This is a genomic window from Dactylosporangium sp. NPDC006015 (assembly GCF_040614215.1).
GTDB classification, from domain to species: domain Bacteria; phylum Actinomycetota; class Actinomycetes; order Mycobacteriales; family Micromonosporaceae; genus Dactylosporangium; species Dactylosporangium maewongense.
In genome coordinates this window covers 1-7,284 of sequence record NZ_JBEXUD010000104.1, presented here as the reverse complement: position 1 = coordinate 7,284, position 7,284 = coordinate 1, and the positions used below count along the sequence as shown (strand labels likewise).

Sequence of the window (7,284 nt, the reverse complement as noted above, 5' to 3'; positions counted from 1 at the left end):
CGCGTCTCCCGGCCCGTCGCGGCTCCCGCGGCGGCGGTGTCGTTCTCCGCGTACGCGGTGGTCGCCCCGGGCGAGCGCCTCGTCCTCGTCGGCAATCGACGCGCTCGCCGCCCGGCTGCTGGATCCGTTGCTGCGCAGCATCACCGCGCGGCAGCGGGCCGAACGCGACCGCCGTGACGGGCACGGCCGCCGGTGAGCGACTGGAGCGACGACTACGCGGTGTACTTCGCCGTCAGCATCGACGACGAGAGCCTCGGCGCCTTCGACAGCTGCGAGGGCCTGGGCGCGGAGGTCGTCGTCGAGGAGCGGGCCGAGGGCGGCAACAACGGCTGGGTCTGGCAGCTGCCGACCGGGGTGCGGTACTCCAACGTGCGGCTGTCCCGCCCGGTCACGCCGGACAGCGCGAAGCTGGCCCGGTGGTTCACCGGCGCGCCCGGCGGCGTGCGGCGGGCCACCGCGGTCATCGAGGCGCGCAGCGCGTCGGGGGCGGTCGTCGCCCGCTGGGCGCTGCGCGACGTGCTGCCGGTGCGCTGGAGCGGCCCGCGGCTGGACCCGGAGCGCGCCGCCGTCATCACCGAGACCGTGGAGCTCGCCCACCACGGCTTCATCGGCTCCTGGGCAGGCTGAGATGACCACGGCCGGAGGTGGGTGCGCGTGACGACGCCCGTCAGCCTGAGCACCGTCCACTCCGGACACCCGTCGGCCGCGGCGCCCGCCGGTCTGCAACGGGCCTACCTGGAGCTGCGTGAGCCGGCGCCGGGCGGGACCCCCGGCGCGCCCGGCGACGCGGTGCTCGGCGTCATCGAGTTCCAGTTCAACCCGACCGAGCTGATCGTCACCAAGCACACCCGGTGGCGCCGCGACCCGCAGCGCGACGCCCGGCGCAGCGGACCGCCGCAGTTCACCGGCGCCGAGCCGAGCCGCCTGCAGGTCGAGATGTTCTTCGACGCCACCGACACGATGGACGACCGGGTCGTCGCGGCCGTCGAGCGGCTCTTCGAGTGCTGCGTGCCGACCGAGCGCAGCCGCGCGGGCCGGCGCGGATCCCCGCCGTGGGTGCTGTTCCACTGGGGCGGCACGATGAGCTTCCCCGCGTATGTCAGCAGCGTCACCGCCAGGTACAGCCTCTTCACCCCGGACGGCACGCCGGTGCGCGCCACGTGCGCGGTCACCCTGGAGGAGCTGTCCACGGAGGCGCCGTCCGGGCTGCGGCGGGCCGCGCCACCGGGCGAGCGCGTCCACGTCGTCGCCGCCGGCGACACGCTCACGTCGGTGGCGTTCGAGGCGTACGGCGACCCGGCGGCCTGGCGGCGCATCGCCGAGGCCAGCGGGATCGACGACCCGCTGCGACTCACGCCCGGCACGCGGCTGGTGATCCCCGGTCCGCGGGGCGGTGCGCCGTGACGTTCCTGATCGAGGTCGACGGGGTCGCGCTGCCCGACGACGTGGCGGCGATGCTGACGTACGCACGGGTCGACGACGACACCGGCCTGCCGGCGATGTTCACCCTCCGGTTCGGCGACCCGCAGCAGGCCGCGCTCGACAAGGCCGGTCTGCGCATCGGCGCCGAGGTTTCCGTCCGCGTCCCGGTGCCGGGGCGGCCCGCCCGCACGCTCACCGACGGTGAGGTGACCTCCGTCGAGCGCGAGTTCGGGCCGGGCGGCACGACCACCGAGGTGCGCGGGCTGGACGCCACCCACCGGCTGCAGGGCGCCCGGCGGGTCGTCGCGTACCTGGGCATGAGCGTGTCGGAGATCGTCGCCGCGATCGCCGCGCGGGCCGGGCTGCGCGCCGTGCCGGTCGCCGAGACCGGCGCCGCCGCCCGCGCCGCCTGGGACGGCCAGCTCAGCCAGGACGACGTCACCGACTGGGAGTTCCTGCTGCGGCTCGGCGACCTGTTCGGCGCGCGCCCGGCGGTCGTGGCCGGTGCGCTGCACTTCGCCCCCGCGGACGACGGCGCCGAGCCGCTGCCGCTCGCGGCCCGGTCGCTGCTGGCGCTGCGGGCCACCCGCAGCCGCCCGGCGGCCGGTGCCGTGGCCGCGCACGCGTGGGACCTGACGACGAAGCGCGCCGTGCAGGCGACGGAGCCGGTGCCGGGCACCGCCGGCGGCGTCGAGCAGCGGGTCGGCGGCGTCGCGCACCGGCCCGACCTGGTGCGCGTGGCGGCGGAGGCGGCCGCGGCCCGCGCCGCCGCGGCCGTCGAGCTGGAAGGCCTCGCCGAGGGCGACCCGGCGCTGCGGCCCGGCGTCGCGGTCGAGCTCGTCGACGCGGGCGAGCCGTTCGAGGGCCGGCACGTGCTGACCGGCGTGCGGCACACGTTCGACGCGCAGGCCGGCTACACGACCGCCTTCACCGTCGCCCGCCCCACCCCGGCACCGCGGCCGCCCGGCCCGGTGCGCGGCCTGGTCCCGGCGGTCGTCGGCGACGTGCGCGACCCGCTCGGCCTGGGCCGGGTCCGGCTGATCCTGCCGTGGCTCGCGCCCGGCTACACCACCGGCTGGGCGCGCACCGTGCAGCCGGGCGCCGGCCCGGGCCGCGGCGCGCTGGTCCTGCCGGAGGTCGGCGACGAGGTCCTCGCCGGGTTCGCGGGCGACGACCTCGACGCGCCGTACGTCGTCGGCGGCCTGCACAACGGCGCCGATCCCGTGCCGCAGCTGTCGCGGGAGCCGGTCGACCCGGTGAGCGGCGCCGTCGCGGTCCGCGGGTTCGTGTCCCGGCACGGCCACCGCGTCGAGCTGATCGAGGACGGCGGGGTGCTGATCGCCACCGCCGGCGGCGCCGCGACGGTGCGCCTGGACAGCGTCACCGGCGCCGTCCACGTCAGCGGCCGTGGCGTGACCCTCGACGCCGGCGCCGGCGACCTGACCCTGCGCGGCCGGCGGGTCAGCGTCGAGGCGGACGCGGACGCCGAGATCACCGCGAACGGGCAGGCCGTCGTGCGCGCGGCCGTCATCAGGCTCAACTGACCACCGGAAGGAGAGGGGCGATGCGTCCCGCGGCAAGGATGGGTGACCCCACCGGGCACCCCGGCGTGCTCGTGGGCGGGGCACCGACCGTCCTCATCGGCGGCGCGCCCGCCGCCCGCCAGGGCGACCTGCACGTGTGCTCGTTCCCGCCGCCGGCGGTGCACCCGCCGTCCCCGGTGGCGACCGGCGCGCCCACGGTGCTCATCGGGGGCCTGCCGGCGGCCCGGTCGGGCGACATCACGGCATGCGGCGCGCCGATCGTGACTGGTTGCCCGACCGTCCTGATCGGCGGGTGAGGGCCGTGCACGCGGGGCAGCAGGGCCACGTCGGCGCCGGATGGGCGTTCCCGGCCGGCCTCGACGCGCTCGGCACGGTCGCGCTCGCCGGCGGCGACCGGCAGATCGAGCAGAGCATCCGGCTCATCCTCGGCACCGCGCCCGGCGAGCGGCCGATGCGCCCCGACTTCGGCTGCGCGCTGCACGAGCTCGTGTTCGCGCCCGCCGACGCGTCGACCGCCGGCCGGGCCGCGTACGAGGTGCGCCGCAGCATCGAACGCTGGGAGCCGCGGATCGCGCTGCACGACGTGACCGTCGGCTTCGAGCAGGCCGAGGCCGGCATGTTGACGATCACGCTGCGGTACACGGTGGTGGGCGAGCGCGACCCGCAGGCCGTGGCCGTGCCGTTCCAGTTGTTCCCCGCCGACGCGCCGGACCCCGCCGCGGCGGCGCCCGAACCGGAGGGCCGCTGATGCCCACGCCCGCACCCAACCTCGACGACCGCGACTTCCAGAGCCTGCTGGACGACGCGCTGCGGCACGTCCGCGCCCGCTGCCCCGAGTGGACGGCCACCCAGCCGTCCGACCCGGGCGTCACGCTGCTGGAGGCCGTGGCGACCCTCGTCGACCAGCTGATCTACCGGCTCAACCGGGTGCCGGAGCTGCACGAGCGGCGGCTGCTGGAGCTCATCGGGATCGTCCCGTACCCCGCTCAGGCGGCGCGGACCGAGGTGACGTTCCTGCTGTCGGCGCCGCAGCGGCAGCCCGTGCGGGTCCCGACCGGCACGCAGGTCACCGCGGTGCGCACCGGCGACGAGCGGCCGCCGGTCTTCACCACGACCCGCGAGGGCGTGGTCCTACCGGCGGCGCTGGCCTACGTCCTGACCGCCGCCGGCGGCCCGCTCAGCGACCGGACGGCCGAGCTGACCAGCGGGGTCGGCGTGGCTGCCTTCGGCGACCCTGCGCGGCCCGACGACGCGCTCTACTTCGGGCTCGCGGCCCCGGCCGCGAACGCGGCGCTGCTGCTGCAGCTCCGGTTCGACGCCCCCGGGTACGGCATCGACCCCAACCGGCCGCCGATCGTGTGGGAGGCGTCCACCGACGAGGGCTGGCTCGCGTGCGACGTGGAGGCCGACGGCACCGGTGGGCTCACCCGGGACGGCGACGTGCTGCTGCACGTGCCGACGAAGCACCGCGACCGGGTCCTGATCGACCGCCGCGCAAGCTGGCTGCGGGCCCGCCTCCTCGGCCACGAGACCGGTTACGTCAATCCGCCGGTGATCCGCGCCTGCTCCGCCGTCGCGGTCGGGGTGACCGTGACCGCCGCGCACGCCGACGTCATGGACCCCGAATCCCTCGGTGTCTGCGAGGGCCGGCCCGGCCAGCGGTTCCGGCTCGAACGCGGCCCGGTCGTGGCGGGCTCGGGCGTGATCGAGGTCGACGAGGGCGACGGATGGCAGGCGTGGCCGGAGGTCGCCACGTTCGCCGACCTGGACGCCGAGCAGCGGGCGGTGCGCGTCGAGCACGACGAGGTGGTGTTCGGCCCGGCGATCCGCCAGTCGGACGGGTCGATGCGGCAGTTCGGCGCCGTCCCGCGGCGGGGCGCGGTGGTCCGCGCCGCCGGGCACCGCCGTGGCGGGGGTCGCCGCGGCAACGTCGCCGCCGGCACGCTGACCGTCCTGCGCGACGCGATCCCGTTCGTCAGCCGGGTGACGAACCGCCGGCCGGCCGCCGGTGGCGTGCCCGCGGAGAGCGTCGCCGAGGCCGCAGCGCGGACGCAGATCCACCTGCGGACCAGGGGACGCGCCGTCACCGCAGAGGACTACGAGGTGCTCACCCGGGAGGCCGCGCCGGAGATCGCCCGGGTCCGGTGCATCGGCGACGAACAGGGTCTGGTGCACGTCGTCGTTGTGCCGGCGGTCACTGCCGGCACCACGCCGCGGCTCGACGACATGCGGGTCGACCGCGACATCACGCAGCGGATCGCGGAGTACCTGAACCAGCGCCGCTGCATCGGCGCCCGGGTCACCATCGAGTCGGCCAGCTACGTGGGTGTCACGGTTGTCGCGGCGATCCGGGCGCTGCCCGCGACGGATGTGGAGCTGCTGCATGCGGCGGCGGTCGCGGCGCTGGAGCGCTACCTGGACCCGCTGTGCGGCGGACCCGCCGGCACGGGCTGGCCCTTCGGCCGGGCCGTCGGCCACGGCGAGCTGTTCGCGCTGCTGCAGCCGCTGCCCGGCGTGGACACCGTGGACCATCTGGCCCTGCACGCCGCCGACGTGCTCACCGGCGAGCGGCTGGCGGCGCAGGACCGGGTCGACGTGCCGCGCAACGCGCTGGTGCTGTCCTTCGCCCACCAGGTGCGGGTGGTCGTGTGACATCGCCGGGCTCGCCGCATCCCGTGGCCGCCTTCCTGCCGGCGGTCCTCGCCGAGGACCGGTTCGTGGCGGGCGTCGCCCACGGCATCGACGACCTCCTCGCGCCGGTTCTGCTGAGCATCGACACCCTGGCCGAGTACCTGGACCCGCGGCTCGCGCCGGACGACTTCGTGGACTGGCTCGGCTCCTGGCTCGGGATCGTGCGCGACCCGGCGGTTCCGGCCGAGCGGCGCCGGGAGCTGCTTGCGAACGCCGTCGACCTGTACGGGTGGCGGGGCACTGTGTGGGGTCTCGAACGGTTCCTCGCCCTCGCGACCGGCGGCCGGGTGGAGGTGCACGACAACGGCGGCTGCGTCATCGAGGAGGAGGCGGTCGGTCAGTGGTCGGGCCCGGTGCGGGTCCGCGTGTTCGTGCCGGCGTCGGCGGGCCTGGACACCGCCTGGTACGAGCGGGTCGTGAGCGACCAGGTGCCGGCACACCTGCGGGCGGCGGTCGTGATCGAGATCGTCGGCGAGTGGTAGCGGGGCCAGGCGTCGATGCGTCGTAGCCGTGCTGTTCGTGCCCACCGCGACGCGGCCTCAGCGGATCGGGGTGGCGTCGAGGGAGGCGAGGACGTGGGCGTACTCGCGCCTGGCCCGGGCCGCCGCCGCGAGGTTGCCCAGCTGCCGGTAGCCGTCCACGACGAGCCGCCAGCCGGCGTCGCAGTACCGGTCGATCTGCACGCAGCGCTCGGCCGCGGCGACCGCGTCGGCGGTCTCACCCGCGGCCAGCAGCGCCGTCGCCAGCTCCGTGGCGGCCTCCGCGGCGCGCCGGCGCAGCACCTCCCGCTCGTGCACCACCCACTCCGCCGGGCCGTCCTCCGGCAGCAGCTCACCGCCGTAGGCGAACAGCGCCTCGTGCAGCGCCGCCGCCCTGGCGTGGCCGTCACCGGCGACGGCCGCCCTGCGCGCCTCGCGCAGCGCCGCGGCGAAGCTGCCGATGTCGCTGTAGCCGCCGGGCGGCAGCGTCAGCTCGTACGCGTCGCCGTCGCGGGACAGCAGCCGCGGCTCCGGCGGCAGGACCGCCCGCAGGCTGGACAGCGTGACGTGCAGGCTCCGCGTCGCCGAGGCGGTGGCGACGCCGGGCCACAGCGCCTCCAGCATCGTCTCCCGGTGCAGCGGCCGGCCGGCGTGCATCGCGAGGAGCCGCAGCGCGACCCGGGTCCGCGGCTTCACCCCGGCGAGGTCGAGCTCCCGGCCGTGCAGCCGCAGCTGGAACCCGCCGAGGCAGTACACCTCGACCGGCGGTGCCTGAGCAGCCGTGGCGGGGTCGCCGCCGGGCCGCTCCCCGAGCCACCGCAGCACCGCCGCGGCCGGCAGCCCAGCCTCGACCACCCGCGCGATCCCGGCGCCCTCCTGCCCTCCGCCGCCGCGCCCGGCCCGGCCCGTCTCGCGCCCGCCACGCCCGGCGGCGCCGGCCGCGTCGGAGCTGCCGCGCGTGGCGACACGCTTGTCGGTGCCGGCCCTGGCTGGGTTGTGACCGCTGCGGCCGGCGTTCTGATCATCGGCACCGGCTCCTGCGGGGCTGTGACCGCCGCGCTCGCCGTGGCGGCCCCCATCGTTCTGGTACGCCGGGGTGCTGCCAGTGGCGGTGGCGCGGGAGGCGGCCGCCCTCGCCGCCGCGGCCG

General features: G+C 77.0%; 9 protein-coding genes. 8 read left to right on the top strand and 1 reads right to left on the bottom strand.

From position 1 onward, the window contains the following. The 8 genes from ABZ321_RS58030 to ABZ321_RS57995 form a co-directional block, all read left to right on the top strand. Positions 1-196, top strand: a 196-nt coding sequence (locus ABZ321_RS58030; protein ID WP_354905640.1) for a hypothetical protein, incomplete at its 5' end; no start/stop codon positions are given. Continuing rightward, on the top strand, positions 193-627 hold the full coding sequence (locus ABZ321_RS58025) for a phage tail protein (protein WP_354905638.1): 435 nt from the start codon (positions 193-195) through the stop codon (positions 625-627). The genes ABZ321_RS58030 and ABZ321_RS58025, both read left to right, overlap by 4 nt. Positions 628-654: 27 nt before the next feature. Next, the gene (locus ABZ321_RS58020) at positions 655-1,404 is read left to right on the top strand and encodes a LysM peptidoglycan-binding domain-containing protein (protein ID WP_344506885.1); all 750 of its coding nucleotides are present in this window, start codon (positions 655-657) and stop codon (positions 1,402-1,404) included. Further along, positions 1,401-2,966 (top strand): VgrG-related protein, encoded by a 1,566-nt coding sequence (locus ABZ321_RS58015; RefSeq protein ID WP_354905635.1) that lies wholly within the window; start codon positions 1,401-1,403, stop codon positions 2,964-2,966. Before ABZ321_RS58020 ends, ABZ321_RS58015 begins: the two co-directional genes overlap by 4 nt. 20 nt (positions 2,967-2,986) lie before the next feature. After that, positions 2,987-3,262 carry a PAAR domain-containing protein gene (locus ABZ321_RS58010; protein WP_344506881.1) on the top strand — a complete coding sequence of 92 codons (276 nt, stop codon included), beginning with the start codon at positions 2,987-2,989 and terminating at the stop codon, positions 3,260-3,262. After that, complete coding sequence (locus tag ABZ321_RS58005; RefSeq protein ID WP_344506879.1) at positions 3,259-3,714, top strand: GPW/gp25 family protein; 456 nt, start codon at positions 3,259-3,261, stop codon at positions 3,712-3,714. Before ABZ321_RS58010 ends, ABZ321_RS58005 begins: the two co-directional genes overlap by 4 nt. Next, on the top strand, positions 3,714-5,618 hold the full coding sequence (locus ABZ321_RS58000; protein ID WP_344506877.1) for a putative baseplate assembly protein: 1,905 nt from the start codon (positions 3,714-3,716) through the stop codon (positions 5,616-5,618). Before ABZ321_RS58005 ends, ABZ321_RS58000 begins: the two co-directional genes overlap by 1 nt. Then, positions 5,615-6,139 carry a phage tail protein gene (locus ABZ321_RS57995; RefSeq protein ID WP_354905630.1) on the top strand — a complete coding sequence of 175 codons (525 nt, stop codon included), beginning with the start codon at positions 5,615-5,617 and terminating at the stop codon, positions 6,137-6,139. Before ABZ321_RS58000 ends, ABZ321_RS57995 begins: the two co-directional genes overlap by 4 nt. A gap of 57 nt (positions 6,140-6,196) precedes the next feature. Here ABZ321_RS57995 and ABZ321_RS57990 read toward each other — a convergent pair. Beyond that, the coding region (locus ABZ321_RS57990; protein WP_354905628.1) for a BTAD domain-containing putative transcriptional regulator at positions 6,197-7,284 on the bottom strand (1,088 nt) is incomplete at its 5' end.

Coding starts and splice junctions, on each gene's coding strand:
- ABZ321_RS58010 (WP_344506881.1), top strand. CDS start 2,987: ATGCGTCCCGCGGCAAGGATGGGTGACCCCACCGGGCACCCCGGCGTG.
- ABZ321_RS58000 (WP_344506877.1), top strand. CDS start 3,714: ATGCCCACGCCCGCACCCAACCTCGACGACCGCGACTTCCAGAGCCTG.